The sequence below is a fragment of the Amycolatopsis sp. NPDC049159 genome, from assembly GCF_040648295.1.
GTDB classification, from domain to species: Bacteria; Actinomycetota; Actinomycetes; order Mycobacteriales; family Pseudonocardiaceae; genus Amycolatopsis; species Amycolatopsis pretoriensis_A.
In genome coordinates, this window is record NZ_JBEZDL010000017.1 from 74359 (window position 1) to 86967 (window position 12609).

13 protein-coding genes are annotated in these 12609 nt (G+C 72.3%); 1 reads left to right on the forward strand and 12 read right to left on the reverse strand.

What is annotated here, in order from left to right; translation table 11 throughout:
- The first annotated feature begins 4 nt into the window (after positions 1–4).
- Positions 5–940: a MerR family transcriptional regulator gene (locus tag AB0B33_RS29205; protein WP_360777478.1), complete on the forward strand. Its 936-nt coding sequence runs from the start codon at positions 5–7 to the stop codon at positions 938–940.
- Between the two features lie 489 nt (positions 941–1429).
- On the opposite strand, the gene folK is transcribed toward AB0B33_RS29205, so the two are convergent.
- From folK to AB0B33_RS29265, 12 genes are all read right to left on the reverse strand, one after another.
- Positions 1430–1921, reverse strand: coding sequence for a 2-amino-4-hydroxy-6-hydroxymethyldihydropteridine diphosphokinase (gene folK, locus AB0B33_RS29210; protein ID WP_360777480.1), 492 nt, complete (start codon positions 1919–1921; stop codon positions 1430–1432).
- Positions 1918–2277 carry a dihydroneopterin aldolase gene (folB, locus tag AB0B33_RS29215; RefSeq protein WP_247017437.1) on the reverse strand — a complete coding sequence of 120 codons (360 nt, stop codon included), beginning with the start codon at positions 2275–2277 and terminating at the stop codon, positions 1918–1920. Before folB ends, folK begins: the two co-directional genes overlap by 4 nt.
- Entirely contained in the window at positions 2270–3076 is an 807-nt protein-coding gene (gene folP / locus AB0B33_RS29220; protein ID WP_360777732.1) for a dihydropteroate synthase, read from the reverse strand. Before folP ends, folB begins: the two co-directional genes overlap by 8 nt.
- 35 nt (positions 3077–3111) lie before the next feature.
- On the reverse strand, positions 3112–3717 hold the full coding sequence (folE, locus tag AB0B33_RS29225; RefSeq protein WP_360777482.1) for a GTP cyclohydrolase I FolE: 606 nt from the start codon (positions 3715–3717) through the stop codon (positions 3112–3114).
- On the reverse strand, positions 3695–6121 hold the full coding sequence (gene ftsH / locus AB0B33_RS29230) for an ATP-dependent zinc metalloprotease FtsH (protein WP_360777484.1): 2427 nt from the start codon (positions 6119–6121) through the stop codon (positions 3695–3697). The genes folE and ftsH overlap by 23 nt, the downstream gene beginning before the upstream one ends.
- A gap of 203 nt (positions 6122–6324) precedes the next feature.
- Positions 6325–7149 (reverse strand): ESX secretion-associated protein EspG, encoded by an 825-nt coding sequence (locus AB0B33_RS29235; protein WP_360777486.1) that lies wholly within the window; start codon positions 7147–7149, stop codon positions 6325–6327.
- A 130-nt stretch (positions 7150–7279) separates the two neighbouring features.
- A complete protein-coding gene (locus AB0B33_RS29240; RefSeq protein ID WP_247017430.1) occupies positions 7280–8068 on the reverse strand; it encodes an ESX secretion-associated protein EspG in 789 nt (262 codons plus the stop codon).
- A gap of 60 nt (positions 8069–8128) precedes the next feature.
- On the reverse strand, positions 8129–9541 hold the full coding sequence (locus tag AB0B33_RS29245; protein ID WP_360777488.1) for a hypothetical protein: 1413 nt from the start codon (positions 9539–9541) through the stop codon (positions 8129–8131).
- 22 nt (positions 9542–9563) lie between these two features.
- Positions 9564–9929 carry a hypothetical protein gene (locus tag AB0B33_RS29250; RefSeq protein WP_247017425.1) on the reverse strand — a complete coding sequence of 122 codons (366 nt, stop codon included), beginning with the start codon at positions 9927–9929 and terminating at the stop codon, positions 9564–9566.
- A 157-nt stretch (positions 9930–10086) separates the two neighbouring features.
- A complete protein-coding gene (gene hpt / locus AB0B33_RS29255) occupies positions 10087–10638 on the reverse strand; it encodes a hypoxanthine phosphoribosyltransferase (protein ID WP_191312585.1) in 552 nt (183 codons plus the stop codon).
- A gap of 3 nt (positions 10639–10641) precedes the next feature.
- A complete protein-coding gene (gene tilS / locus AB0B33_RS29260; protein ID WP_360777490.1) occupies positions 10642–11601 on the reverse strand; it encodes a tRNA lysidine(34) synthetase TilS in 960 nt (319 codons plus the stop codon).
- Complete coding sequence (locus tag AB0B33_RS29265) at positions 11598–12608, reverse strand: zinc-dependent metalloprotease (RefSeq protein ID WP_360777734.1); 1011 nt, start codon at positions 12606–12608, stop codon at positions 11598–11600. The genes tilS and AB0B33_RS29265 overlap by 4 nt, the downstream gene beginning before the upstream one ends.
- Position 12609 lies beyond the last annotated feature (1 nt).

The window sequence follows — 12609 nt, forward strand, 5'->3', positions numbered from 1 at the left end:
TCTAGTGGGCACCACCGCGACATTCACCATCGGCGAGCTGGCCAAGCGGACGGGCCTGCCGGTCAAGACCATCCGCTTCTACTCGGACGAAGGCCTGTTGCCCCCGACCGAGCGGACGGACGCCGGCTACCGCCTCTACGACGCGGCGGCGATGGCCCGCCTGGAACTGGTCCGCACGCTGCGGGAGCTGGGCCTCGGCCTAGCCGACGTCTCCGCGGCGTTGGCGAGGCCGGCGACGGTCGGCGAGCTGGCGACCCGGCACGTCGAGGCCCTTGACGAGCAGATCCGGCGGCTGCGGCTGCGCCGGGCGGTGCTGCGCGCGGTGGCGAAGCGCAATTCCGAACTGGAGGAAGTGAACCTGATGAACCGTCTCGCGTCGATGTCGGACGAGGAGCGCAAGCGGCTGGTGGACGAGTTCTGGGACGAGATGGTCGCCGGGCTCGAGGTGAACGACGAGTTCTACGAGCGGATGCGCGCGGGCAAGCCGGAGCTGCCGGACGACCCGTCGCCGGAGCAGCTGGAAGCGTGGATCGAGTTCGCGGAGCTGGTGCAGGACCCGTCGTTCCGCGCCCTGATCCGCGGCATGAGCGAGCAGCAGTCCCAGCAGATCAAGGCGGGCGAGTTCGAGCAGCCGGCCGAAGCGTGGCAGCAGAACTGGCCCGGCTGGGTTTCCCGCGCGGAAGCCGCACTGAAGGCGGGCGATTCGCCGACGTCGGAGGCAGGGCAAACGCTTGCGTCCGAGATCGCGACGGCGACGGCCCGCCCGGACCAGGACCCGGCGTCACGGGAGTTCCGCACGGAGATGGCAGACCGCTTCGAGACGAGCGGCGACCCGCGAGCGGAGCGCTACTGGCAGTTGCTCGCGACGATCAACGGGTGGCCCCCGGTCCCGACGGCCCAGCCGGCGGTCCGTTTCATGGTCGCGGCCCTGCGAGGCTGACAGCATCCTGTCACCGACCGCCAGCCACAGCTCGGCGATCGATGACCGGGCGGGGCTTGACTTGACTTGCTCGGCGCGGGGCGGAGTTGGCCGGCGCTGCTGAGGGCGGTCGCGCCAACCGCGGCGGCGCCCGGCGGGCGGGGTGGCAATGGCCGGCCCAGCCAAGGCGGGCGGGGCGGAGTTGGCTCGCGCCGCCGAGGCGGGCGAGGCGGAGTCGGCCGGCGCCGCCGAGGCGGCGGGCAGACCGAGAGCGCGCCGGGCGGGCGGAGTTAGCCGGGTCAGCCAAGTCGGCGACCAGGACGTGGTGGCGCCCGGCTGGCCGAGTTAACTGGATCAGCCAGACCTGCGGGCAGGCCGTGGCGGCGCCCGGTGGGCGAGGCCGGAATTAGCCGGCTCACCCAAGCCAGCGGGCGGGTCGTGGCGGCGCCCGGTGGGAGGAGTTGGCCGGCGGTGCCGAGGCGGCGGGCGGGCCGTGGCCAGCTAAGCGGCTCAGGCGAGTTCGAGCGTCGTCCGGCGGACCGTTGCCACCTCCGCCGGGGGGCGGGCGGCCAGCAGGTCCGTGATCGGGCCGTGGCCTGGCAGCACCGCCTCCGGGGCGATCTCCGCCCACGGGACCAGCACGCTGGCTCGTTCCGGGGTTCCCGGGTGCGGGAGCAGCAGCTCGGGATCGTCGGACGTCACGCCGTCCACCGTGACCACGTCGACGTCCAGGGTTCGCGGGCCCCAACGGAGCTCGCGGGCCCGGCCCGCTGCCTGCTCCGCCGCCTGGCCCGTGTGCAGCCAGGCCCAGTGGTCGCGGGCCGGGTCGTCGACCACGCAGACCGCGTTCAGGAAGTCCGGCTGGTCTTCGACGCCCCAGGCCTTGGTCTCGTACACGCTCGACACCGCGACCAGCGCCGGGCGGACCGCGGCCAGGGCCAGCTTCAGGTAGCCGAGCCGGTCGCCCAGGTTCGAGCCGAGGGACAGGACCGCGCGGGTCACCGGGCGCGCCGGACCGTCACCGCGACGTCGTCGAACGTCAGCGGGATCGGGGCCGACGGCTTGTGGACCGTCACCTCGATCGCGCTCAGGCGCTCGTCGCGCATGACCTCGTCGGCGATCTTGCCCGCGACGCTCTCGATGAGGTCGTACGGCTCGCCCGCGACGATGCCCGCCGCCAGCTCGGCCAGCTCGCCGTAGTGCAGGGTCTTGGTCAGGTCGTCCGACGCGGCGGCGGGCCCGAGGTCGAGCCACGCCGTGACGTCGATGACGAACTCCTGGCCGTCGCGCTTTTCGTGCTCGAACACGCCGTGGCGGCCGAACACGCGCAGGCCGGTCAGCGTGATCCGGTCAGACATCCGGCGAACCCTTTCCCCACGCCGCGGCCACCGCGACCGCGTCCAGCGAAGCTCCGACCTCGTGCACCCGCACGCCCCACGCGCCGGCCGCGGCGGCGAGGGCGGAAATCGCCGCCGTCGCGTCTTCGCGGCCGTCCGGGGGCCTCGGCGTTCCGTCCTTTTCGGACAGCAGGCGGCCGAGGAACCGTTTTCGGGAGGCGCCGACGAGCACCGGGAAGCCCAGGGACAGCACCGAGTCCAGGCCGCGCAGCAACGCCCAGTCGTGCTCGGCGTCCTTCGCGAACCCGAGCCCGGGATCCAGCACTATCGCGCTCTCGGCCACGCCGGCCGCCAGCGCTTCGTCCACCCGAGACAGCAGCTCGGACCGGACGTCGGCGACGACGTCGGAGTAGGACGCCAGCGCCTGCATGTCCTTGCTGTGCCCGCGCCAGTGCATCAGCACCCACGGCACCCCGGTTTCGGCCGCGACCCGGGCCATGTCCGGGTCGGCCAGGCCACCCGAGACGTCGTTGATCACGTGCGCGCCGGCTTCGAGCGCCGCGGCGGCGACGGACGCCCGCGTGGTGTCGACCGACAGCGCGACGCCTTCGCCGGCCAGCGTCCGGATCACCGGCAGGATGCGGTCCCGCTCGGTTCCGGCGTCGACCCGGGCCGCACCCGGGCGCGTCGACTCGCCGCCGACGTCGATCAGGTCGGCGCCGCGCGCCCACATCGCGCGGGCGTGCTCCAGTGCCTGGTCGAGCCCGAGGTAGCGGCCACCGTCGGAAAACGAATCGGGCGTCACGTTCAGCACGCCCATCACGACGCACCGGCCGGGAGCGGGAAGCCCCACGCTCACCGGCGCGCCTTGATCAGGTCGAGCGCCTCCGCCCGCGACGACGGCGAGGTCTTCAGCTGCCCCCGCACCGCCGAGGTGGTGGTGCGGGCGCCGGGCTTGCGGATGCCGCGCATGGCCATGCAGAGGTGCTCGGCCTCGATCACGACGATCACCCCGCGCGGCTCGAGCTTCCGCACGATCGCGTCGGCGACCTGGGAAGTCAGCCGCTCCTGCACCTGCGGGCGCTTCGAGTAGAGGTCGACGAGCCGGGCCAGTTTGGACAGCCCGGTCACCTTCCCGGCGGCGTTCGGGATGTACCCGACGTGCGCGACGCCGTGGAAGGGGACCAGGTGGTGTTCGCACTGGCTGAACATCGGGATGTCCGTGACCAGCACCAGCTCTTCGTGGGACTCGTCGAAGGTGCGGTCCAGCACCGAGTCGGGCTCGGTGTACAGGCCGGCGAACATCTCGTGGTACGCGCGGGCGACCCGGGCCGGGGTGTCCTTCAGGCCATCCCGTTCCGGGTCTTCGCCGCACGCCAAGAGGAGTTCGCGGATCGCCTTCTCCGCCCGGTCTTGGTCGAAGACCGGGCGGTCGGCGTCACTGGGGCTTGTCCGGTCCATCCACGTCACGTCGTTCTCCCTCGTTCTGCTGGTTGCCCGCCTGATCGGCGAACCAGCCGTGCTCACGAGGGCGTTCTTCACCACCGGGCCGCCACGACTGGCCCGGCTGACCGCCGGGGGAGGTCGCGGGGGTCCAGCCCGGAGGGGCACCGTAGTTCGGCGGGCCGCTCTGGCCACCGGCCGGGCCGCCCGGGTAGCCGCCGGGCTGCTGGCCGCCGCCGTAGGACTGCGGCCAGTGCGCCGTGCCGTTGGGGCCACCGTTCGGGCCGCCGTAGGGACGGCCGCCGTTCGGGTAGGCGCCCGGCTGCGGTGGGGCGTACGGGTTGGCGTTCGGGTCCGCCGGCGTCGGCGACGGATACGGCGGGCCGCCGGGCAGGTCGCCCGCGCCCGGGGCCGTGCCGACGGGGGTCGGCTCCGGCTTCAGGGCCGGCTTCGGCTCCTTCTCCGGCGGCGGCCACGGCTCGCCGCGCTCCATCGCCAGCTCGCCCGGGGTCTTGATCGGCGGCTTGTCCGACGGCGTGCGCTCGCCGAACTCGTTGAAGACGGTGATGTGCGGGCGCTTCTCGACGGTCGCGAAGATCCGCTCGAGGTCCTTGCGCTGCAGCGTCTCCTTCTCCAGGAGCTCGATGACCAGCTCGTCGAGAACGTCGCGGTAGGTGTTCAGCACGTGCCACGCCTCGGTGTGCGCCGTCTCGATGAGCTTGCGCACCTCCTCGTCGATCTCGTGCGCCACCTCGAGCGAGTAGTCCGCCTGCCGCCCGGCCGACCGGCCGAGGAACGGGTCGCCCTGCTCCTGGCCGTACTTGACCGCGCCGAGCCGGGCGCTCATGCCGTACTCCATGACCATCGCGCGGGCGATCTTCGTCGCCTGCTCGATGTCCGCGGACGCGCCGGTGGTGGGCTCGTGGAAGACGAGCTCCTCCGCCGTGCGGCCACCCATCGCGAAGACCAGCCGGCCGATCATCTCCGAGCGGGTCATCAACTCCTTGTCGTCCTCCGGGACGATCAAGGCGTGCCCGCCGGTGCGGCCGCGCGGCAGGATGGTCAGCTTGTAGACCGGTTCGATGTCCGGCATCGCCCACGCGGCAAGCGCGTGCCCGCCCTCGTGGTAGGCCGTGATCTTCTTCTCCTTCTCGGAGATGATCCGGCTCTTGCGGGCGGGGCCGCCGACAACGCGGTCGACCGACTCCTCCAGCGCGACGTCGGTGATCACGTGCCCGTTCTGGCGGGCGGTGAGCAGCGCGGCCTCGTTCAGCACGTTGGCCAGGTCCGCGCCGGACATGCCGACGGTCCGCTTGGCCAGGCTGCCCAGGTCGGTGCCCTGCGCGATCGGCTTGCCCTTGGCGTGCACCTCGAGGATCGCCTTGCGGCCGCGCAGGTCGGGCGCGGACACCGGGATCTGCCGGTCGAACCGGCCCGGGCGCAGCAGCGCCGGGTCCAGGATGTCCGGCCGGTTGGTGGCCGCGATCAGGATGATGCCGCCGCGGGCGTCGAAGCCGTCCATCTCGACGAGCAGCTGGTTCAGCGTCTGCTCGCGCTCGTCGTGCCCGCCGCCGAGGCCGGCGCCGCGCTGGCGGCCGACCGCGTCGATCTCGTCGACGAAGATGATGCACGGCGCGTTCTGCTTGGCCTGTTCGAACAGGTCACGCACTCGCGAGGCACCGACACCGACGAACATCTCGACGAAGTCCGAGCCGGAGATCGTGTAGAACGGCACGCCCGCCTCGCCGGCGACGGCTCGCGCGAGCAGCGTCTTGCCGGTACCGGGCGGCCCGTAGAGCAGCACGCCCTTCGGGATCTTCGCGCCGAGCGCCTGATATCGCGCCGGGTTCTGCAGGAAGTCCTTGATCTCGTACAGCTCTTCGACGGCCTCGTCGGCACCCGCGACGTCCCCGAAGGTCGTCTTGGGCATGTCCTTGTTCAGCTGCTTGGCCTTGGACTTGCCGAAGTTGAGGACGCGGTTCCCGCCACCCTGGGCGTTGTTCATCATCCACATCAGCAGGCCCAGGACGAGGGCCAGCGGGATGGCGAAGATGAGGATCTGCGTCAGCACGCCCTGCTGGGTCACCTTGGTGGTGAACTTGATCGGCTGGCCGCCGGTCTTCGCCGCGATCAACGAGTCGTAGATCGGGCGGGTGGCATCCGCCGGGTACTGCGAAATGATCTGGGTGACCTGCTGGCCGTCCACGTCCACGGGCTTCGAAAGCAGCAGCTTGAGCTGCTGTTCCTTGTCCTCGAGGCTGGCTTCCTTGACGTTGTTCGAGGAGATCTGGGAGTTCGCCACCGAGATGGGTGCCTGGGTGTACCCACGATCACTGTCGAAGATCGTGTTGTACGCGAACAACGCCAGCAACCCCGCGACGATCCACAGCAGTGGGTTCCTGAGCACGCTCTTCCGGTTCATACGACTCGGCCCTGGTGGCCTCGACCCTCCCTGGTTGGGCGGCTCCTGTGATACCCGCCATCACGATCTTGACAAACGCGCGGTGCCTGGACACCCGTCCCATCAGGGTACCGTCCGCTGCCGCGTTCATCCCCTGTGAGCCTCTCGCAGGTCAACGGGCGATACCGCGCCCGGGTTCCCGCCCCGCGTCCTCGGTGGTCACGCTATCGCGTGCCGTCCGACACACTGCTCACCATCTCGCCCAGCCGGGTCCGCAAAGTCTTCTGGTCGGCGGGGGCCACCGTGACCCACTCCCGACCGTCCGTACCTGCGCGGGAGAGGCTCAGGTAGCGGCCGCTCGCGGTGTCGAACCAGGCCAGGACGCGGGACCGCTGCTTGGCCCCGACCTGCGAACGGCTGTTCGCTGCCAGCTGACCGCCGCGCTGCCGCGGCTGCCCGGCGAGCCGGCCGTACGCCTCCCGCGGGTCGGCGGTGACACGCTCGCTCAGCGGGGTCCGGCGGGCCTTGCCCCGGCGCTTGTCTTCTTCCTCACCCGCCGACGGGAGTGACACGGGCACCCGGATCGGGGCCGTGCGCAGGGCGTCGTCCAGCGGGAGTGTGACCGACGCCTCGCTGCCGCGGGGGCCGGCGGGCAGCACGTCGACGACCGCGGAGACCAGCGCGTCCGGTGGGACGTCCCGCAGCCAGATGCCGTCGGCGTCCTGGACCGCGAGCACGCCCTTGGTGTCGTCGGCCGCCGCGAGCACGCCGACGGTCGGCGCCTCGAACTGCGGGATGTGCAGCGCGTCGATGGTCAGCGGGGCGAAGGCGAGCAGGTGGAGCGCGTCTTCGATCGGGGGCGCCAGCCTGCCGCGCGATTCGCGGATGCCGCGCGCCTTCAGCTCGACGTCGACGCGGTGGCGCAGCGAAACGCGCTCGTCCTCGGTCGCGCCGTGCGACCGGACTCGCAGCGGGTACGGCAGCTCCCCGACCTGCGCCGACTCCCAGAGGAAGTCGAACGCCAGTGGCGAGAAGAACTCTTGCATCATTACTCTCCCGGATCGTACTCTCGCTCAGCGTAGCCCGCACCACCGACAAAAAGTGATCGTCGGACGGGGCACCTTCGAAGAAGCCGGAGCCCGATCTTGGCAGAGGTGACGCTGGTGCCCGGAGGAGGGATCAGACGGGCGCGGTCGAGTTCGCCGCCGTCGCCAGCATCTCGCCGATGCGGTGGCGCAGCGTCGCCGCGTCCGCCGGGGCGATCGTGATCCAGTCGCGGCCGTCGCGGCCCTGCGTCGCCTGGGTGAAGTAGCGGCCCGTCTCGGTGTCGAACCAGCTCAGCACCGGGGTCCGGGTCCGGCCGCCGACGCGCGAGCGGGCGTTGGCCGCGATCTGGCCGCCACGCAGGCGCGGCTGGGCGTGCAGCCGGGCCAGTGCCTTGCGGTCCTCGTCCGCCGACGAACGCTCGTCGCCGGTGCCCCGCCGCTGCAGGAAGTCGACGCCGTGCGCGCCGACCAGCTGCTCCAGCGGGACCGTGATCGACTTCTCGGTGCCGCGCGGCGCACCCGGCAGCAGCGAGACGATCGCGCTGGCCAGGCCGTCCGCCGGGCACGGGTTCAGGTGCAGGCCGCGGCGGTCCTGCACGGCCAAGAGGCCCTGGCCGCCCAGCACGCCGGCGATCGCGAGCAGCGGCTCGGCGTCCGGGGCGATCAGCTGGACGGCGTCCAGGCTCAGCTCGGCGCCCGCGAGCACGCCGAAGTAGTCCTCGACGTGCGGTTCGGGCCGCCCGCGGCCGTCGGCCAGCCCGCGCGCGACGAGCCCTTCCAACGTGCGGCGGCGCAGCAGCGACCGCTCGTCGACGGTCTCGCCGTGCGAGCGGATGCGCAGCGGGTACGGCAGCTCGCCCAGCCCGGCGGACTCCCACAGGAAGTCCACCTCGACCGGGGTGAGCAGCTCAGCGTTCGGCATCGAGCCACCCCCAAGAGAAACCGGGCCGGGCACACCGTCGGCGTGCCCGGCCCGAAAGGATCAGCGGTCTTCGTCGTCCTCGGACCACGCGCCGATGACCGGCGGCGGGGTCGCCTGGTTCGCACCGAAGGCCTCGTCCGGGTCCGCCTCGATGAGGAAGGACGCGTGCGTGTGCTCCTCGTCCTGCTCGCCCTGGGCACCCTGCGGGGCCATGCCGCCCATGCCGGCCGGGTTCATCGGCGGCGGGGCCTGCTGGCCGCCGATGGTGCCCGCGGGCGAGACGACGCCCTGCTGCGGTGCCTGGGCCGAAGCGGCGCTCTGGCCCTCGGCCGACGCCAGCGTCGTGTCGTTCTCGGCCTTCGAGCCGGACTTGGTGCCCGCGCCGAGCGCCCGCGAAGCCAGCGCGCCCAGGCCACCGGCGACGCCGCCGATGCCGAGGCCCATGCCGATCTTGCCGAGCGGGCTGGTGCCCCCGGCCCCCGCGCCGCCCGGGGCGACCTGGCCGGCGCCGGTCACGGAGCCGGCACCGGTACCCGTGCCCGGGACCGAACCGCCGGGTGCGTCGCTGCCGAGCGAAGCCGCGTCGGCCCCGAAGCCACCGGGCACGCCGTGGCTCGCCCCGGTCACGCCGGCCGCGTGCTGCGCGCCGAACGCGCCGTTGGCGCCGAAACCGGAGGTGCTGGAGGCGAAGATCGCGTCACCCGCGCCACCGGGGAGCCCCTGGACCGGGCCGGTGCTGCCGACGGAGTTGACCGCGTTGAACGAGATCGAGTTGTGCGAGCCCGTCGGCTTCATGCCGAGCGACTCCGGGCCGAAGCTCGGGGTCGAGCTGTCGACCTCGCTCATCGACTTGGTGTAGGCGTTGAAGAACGCGACCTGCTGCGCCTTGACGTCGTTGGCCGCGTCCGCCTGCGCCTTCTGGTCGGCGATCAGCGCCGCCGGGCCGCCGGCCAGCGCCGCCGCCATGGACTGCTTGGGGTCGTAGTCCTTGGGGGCCGGCATCTTCTTGACCTCGGCGGCCGCCGCGGCCTGCCGGGCGAGCCGGTCGGACATCGTGTGCGCGGCCTCGGAAGCCTGCGAACCGGAGTTGGCGATGGCCACCAGCGCGCCCTGCGCACCGCCGGCACCCTGGCCGACCCACGCGTTGCCGAGCTCGGCGATCGCGTTGTACAGGTGGTCGGACGCCTGCTTCAGCTCGGTGCCGTGGTGCGCCCAGGCGTGCCCGGTCGCCTCGGCCGTGCCGGGGTCGTTGTTGTTGACCGCGCCGGCGTAGAGCTGCTGGCTTTCCTGCGCGTTCCAGTTCGGCGGGTTCGCGATCGCGCGGTCGCTGCCCATGTCGAAGCCGTCGGAACGGCCGCGGGCGGTGTCGACGATGTTCTGCGACGACGAGTTGTCCCCGAGCGGGACGAGCGAGCCCGGGTCGGTCGAGCCCCCGGTGGTCGACGAAGGCTGGTCGCTGCGGTTCGGAGCCATGACTGCGAAATCCCCCTCGGACTCAGGCGTTGCGGAACGGTTCGGCGGCGGCGTTGTCGATCTCGTGGTAGCGGGACATCGCCGTGACGATGCCCTCCTCCGCGGCCGAGTACTGGTCGAGCAGGTTCTGCAGCGCGGCGGCGTAGGAGTCGCCCCCGCCGTCCGCGCGCTGCACGAACTTCGCGGCCATCGCGTTGCCGACCGGGTTGTCGCCGAGCTTCGGCGGCTGGGCGAGCGTGCCCGCGCCGCTGAGCAGGGCTTCGACCGCGTCCTTGCCGGTGCGGATCTTGTTCAGCACGGTCTGCGCGGCGTCCGGGTCGATCCCGACCTGGCCCGCCGCGGCCGCGGCCTTGAAGGCGTTCGCGTCGGCAGCGCTGCTGTTCCCCATCAGAACTCTCTCCCGTTCCCCCGACCCGGTCACCGCGGGCACGAATGGTCTTCGCATAGGTTAACGCACGTGATCAGAGCCTATGACGCAAACTTCGCCACCGGGGTTCCGCGAATCCGGTAGTTGCGGTGAACGGTCGGTGAACTCCGCCGGCGCACTACGCGGTGTAGACCTTCGGGTCCAGCGTCCCGATGTAGGGCAGGTCCCGGTAGCGCTCGGCGTAGTCGAGGCCGTAGCCGACGACGAACTCGTTCGGGATGTCGAAGCCGATGTACTTGACCGGCACGTCCACCTTGACCGCTTCGGGCTTGCGCAGCAGCGAAACGACCTCGAGCGACGCGGGGTTGCGGCTGGCGAGGTTCTTCAGCAGCCACGACAGCGTGAGGCCGGAGTCGACGATGTCTTCGACGATCAGGACGTCCCGGCCCGCGATGTCGCGGTCGAGGTCCTTGAGGATCCGCACGACACCGGACGACGACGTCGCCGAGCCGTACGAGGAGACGGCCATGAATTCCAGCTGCGTCGGCAGCGGCAGCGCGCGGGCGAAGTCGGTCATGAACATGACCGCACCCTTCAGGACACCCACCAGCAGGAGTTCACCCTGCCCGTTGGCCGGATAGTCGGCGGCGATCTGCTCCGACAGTTCCGTGATCTTGTCCTTGATCTGCTGCTCGGTGACGAGCACGGAGGCGATTTCGCCCTCGTACACGGGTCATTCCCCTCGTGTGGTGGGTTGGGAGCTGACGCAGAGCCTGCCATGCGCCCGCCGCGCCTCCAAGTTGCCGGGCAACCAGACACCACCCTGACCACGCCACCGGGCGACCAGCCCGTCGACCGCACGGAGGTGCGCGTCGGTGAGCTCGCGCACACCCGATTGCAGCAACCACCTGCGAAGAACCCGCCGCCGCAGTGCCGCGGGCTCGGCCTCGATGAGCCCGACATCCAGCCCTTCGGCGCCGCCCGCGCGGGTGAAGATCACGTCCGCCATTGTGTCCAGCGCCTCATTGTCTTCACGCAGCTGCGCGGCCGTGCGGGCCAGCGCGCCCGCCACCCCGCCGTTGAGGACGTCTTCCAGGAGCGGCAGCACTTCGGTGCGCAACCGGACGCGCGTGAAGCGCGGTTCGGCGTTGTGCGGGTCGTCCCACGGCTCGACGCCGAGCTCGGCGCACGCGGCGCGGGTGGTGGCGCGCGCGACGGCCAGCAGCGGCCGTCCCCACGGCGGGTCGTGCGGCCGCATCCCGGCGACGCTGCGCGGGCCCGAGCCGCGGCCGAGGCCGAGCAGGACGGTTTCGGCCTGGTCGTCGAGGGTGTGGCCGAGCAGGACGAGCCCGTGCCCGGCCAGCGCCCGGTAGCGGGCCTTGCGGGCGGCGGCTTCCGGGCCGCCGGCGCCGGTCACGTCGACCCGGCGCACCTCGGCTTCGTCGACGCCGAGCGCCTTCGCCGCGGCCGCCGCGTCCCGCGCGATCTTCGCCGAGCCGTCCTGCAGGCCGTGGTCGACGACCAGCGCGCGGACGACGTGCCCGCCGCGGTGCGCGGTGTACGCGGTGGCCTCGGCCAACGCGAGGGAGTCGGCGCCACCGGAGACCGCGACGCAGATCTCGGGTGGCGCCTCGACGACGTCCAGGAAGGCGCGGACGGCCCGGCGGACGGCCGCGACCGCCGGCCCGGTCATCCGTGCAGGCGCCGGACCCACGCCGCCGGATCGGCGATCTCGGCGCGCGACGGCAGGGTGTTCGGCGAGCGCCAGACGGCGTTGAAGCCGTCCATGCCGACGGCGTCCACGACGTGTTTCGTGAACTTCGCGCCTTCTTCGTACTGGCGGATCTTCGCGTCGACGCCGAGCAGCGCGCGCAGCAGCCGGTCGAAGACGCCGCCGCCCTTGCGCCGGGAGGTGAACCGCTCGCGGATCGTGTCGACGCTCGGGACGACCTGCGGCCCGACGGCGTCCATCACGTAGTCGGCGTGGCCTTCGAGCAGCGTCGAGAGCGCCAGCAGCCGGTCGAACACCGCGCGCTCCTTCGGTGACTGGAGCAGCTCCGCGAGGTTCAGCTTCGGCCCCTGCTTGATCGCCTCGGGCAGCCGGCCGAACAGGTCGGACAGGCTGTCGCTGCCACCGCCCGCGAGGCCCGAGACGAGCCGCTCGACCTCGTCGGCGAAGTAGTCGCGCAGCCACCGGACCGCGGTGAACTGCAGCCGGTGGGTGCATTCGTGCAGGCAGACCCACAGCCGGAAGTCGTGGCCCGGCACGTTCATCGCCTGTTCGGCGGCGACGACGTTCGGCGCGACGAGCAGCAGCTGCCCGTCCCGCTCCGGCCCGCCGAAGGGGTCGTACTGGCCGAGCACGCGGCTGGCGAGGAACGCGAGCACCAAGCCGGTCTGGACGCCGGCGCCCCCGGCGAGGATCGGCCCGAGCGGGCCGCCCTGCTGCGGCAGCGCGCGCCCGGTCAGCGCGCCGAGCCCGGCGGCGGCGGACCGCACCCAGCCGGGCCGGTCGACGACCTCGCCGGGCAGCAGCGGCAGGTCGAGGCCCAGGTTCGTCAGCTGCCGGACGTGCCCCTCGGCCTCCATCGTCAGCTCGCGGAGGTCGGTGACGGCTGCTTCGGCTTCTTCGCGCGGGACCTGCGGGCCGCCGCGCACGAGCAGCGCGCCGGTCTGCGCGGCGATCGCCCAGTCGACCATG

Bases quoted from the DNA above. Each gene is read 5' to 3' on its own strand.
- folB (WP_247017437.1), bottom strand. From the start codon at position 2,277: ATGTCTGACCGGATCACGCTGACCGGCCTGCGCGTGTTCGGCCGCCAC.
- folP (WP_360777732.1), bottom strand. From the start codon at position 3,076: ATGGGCGTGCTGAACGTGACGCCCGATTCGTTTTCCGACGGTGGCCGC.
- folE (WP_360777482.1), bottom strand. From the start codon at position 3,717: ATGGACCGGACAAGCCCCAGTGACGCCGACCGCCCGGTCTTCGACCAA.
- ftsH (WP_360777484.1), bottom strand. From the start codon at position 6,121: ATGAACCGGAAGAGCGTGCTCAGGAACCCACTGCTGTGGATCGTCGCG.
- AB0B33_RS29235 (WP_360777486.1), bottom strand. From the start codon at position 7,149: ATGATGCAAGAGTTCTTCTCGCCACTGGCGTTCGACTTCCTCTGGGAG.
- AB0B33_RS29240 (WP_247017430.1), bottom strand. From the start codon at position 8,068: ATGCCGAACGCTGAGCTGCTCACCCCGGTCGAGGTGGACTTCCTGTGG.
- AB0B33_RS29245 (WP_360777488.1), bottom strand. From the start codon at position 9,541: ATGGCTCCGAACCGCAGCGACCAGCCTTCGTCGACCACCGGGGGCTCG.
- AB0B33_RS29250 (WP_247017425.1), bottom strand. From the start codon at position 9,929: ATGGGGAACAGCAGCGCTGCCGACGCGAACGCCTTCAAGGCCGCGGCC.
- tilS (WP_360777490.1), bottom strand. From the start codon at position 11,601: ATGACCGGGCCGGCGGTCGCGGCCGTCCGCCGGGCCGTCCGCGCCTTC.
- AB0B33_RS29265 (WP_360777734.1), bottom strand. From the start codon at position 12,608: ATGGTCGACTGGGCGATCGCCGCGCAGACCGGCGCGCTGCTCGTGCGC.